Origin of the sequence: Psychrobacter nivimaris (assembly GCF_904846365.1) — a bacterium.
GTDB lineage: Bacteria > Pseudomonadota > Gammaproteobacteria > Pseudomonadales > Moraxellaceae > Psychrobacter > Psychrobacter nivimaris_B.
This window is the reverse complement of the sequence record NZ_CAJHAL010000077.1, coordinates 1-715: the sequence shown is the minus strand read 5'-3', so window position 1 is coordinate 715 and position 715 is coordinate 1. Positions and strand designations below refer to the sequence as shown.

Sequence of the window (715 nt, the reverse complement as noted above, 5' to 3'; positions counted from 1 at the left end):
GGGGCTGTAGTAGATAAGGATTAAATATCACACCATTTTCTCAAGGTTTTCAGCTGATTAGATGGTGAGCCATAGTTGAATCTAAACTCGCACTCTTTTAAAAACAAATGGAAGTTCTTCTTATTAATCCCATTATACTTTCTGAGTGTTCGTTTGGACTGATTCCAGAAGTTCTCAATGCCATTGATGTGATTGTTCTTACCGCAAATGAACTCTATAGAGTGATTGACTCTGAAATGTTTAAACTCGCTCACATCCAGTGCATTGTAACTTCGATAGCTATCCGTATAAACAAAGCTGTCAGGCTTGATTTTACGCTTAATAACAGGCATTAGGGTAGTCTGTTTGGTGTCTGCTACGACAATGGTATAAACCTTACCGTTTCGTTTTAGAATACCAAATACAGCGGTTTTACCAGCTGCCCCGCGACCTCTTTTGCCTTTGCGTACACCGCCAAAGTAACTTTCATCTAATTCGACCTCACCATCAAAAAGCTCATCAGCTTCTAATGAGAGATGGTAATCTATCACAAGTCTTATTTTATGATAAAAAAGTGCAGCAGTATTAGGCTGAATATCAAGCAAATCTGCGGCTGTTCTAGCAGTCACTTCAGCTGTGAAAAACTCTAACAGCCTTCGCTGTACTTTTTTACTTATTTTACAACGGGTTATCTTCATAAAAGTAGTCTAACATAGTGCTTATCTACTACAGCCCC

General features: G+C 38.7%; 1 protein-coding gene. It reads right to left on the bottom strand.

Annotation, left to right across the window (positions count from 1 at the left end):
- Positions 1-20 precede the first annotated feature (20 nt).
- Positions 21-677 carry an IS1595 family transposase gene (locus JMX63_RS14400; protein WP_201573197.1) on the bottom strand — a complete coding sequence of 219 codons (657 nt, stop codon included), beginning with the start codon at positions 675-677 and terminating at the stop codon, positions 21-23.
- Positions 678-715 lie beyond the last annotated feature (38 nt).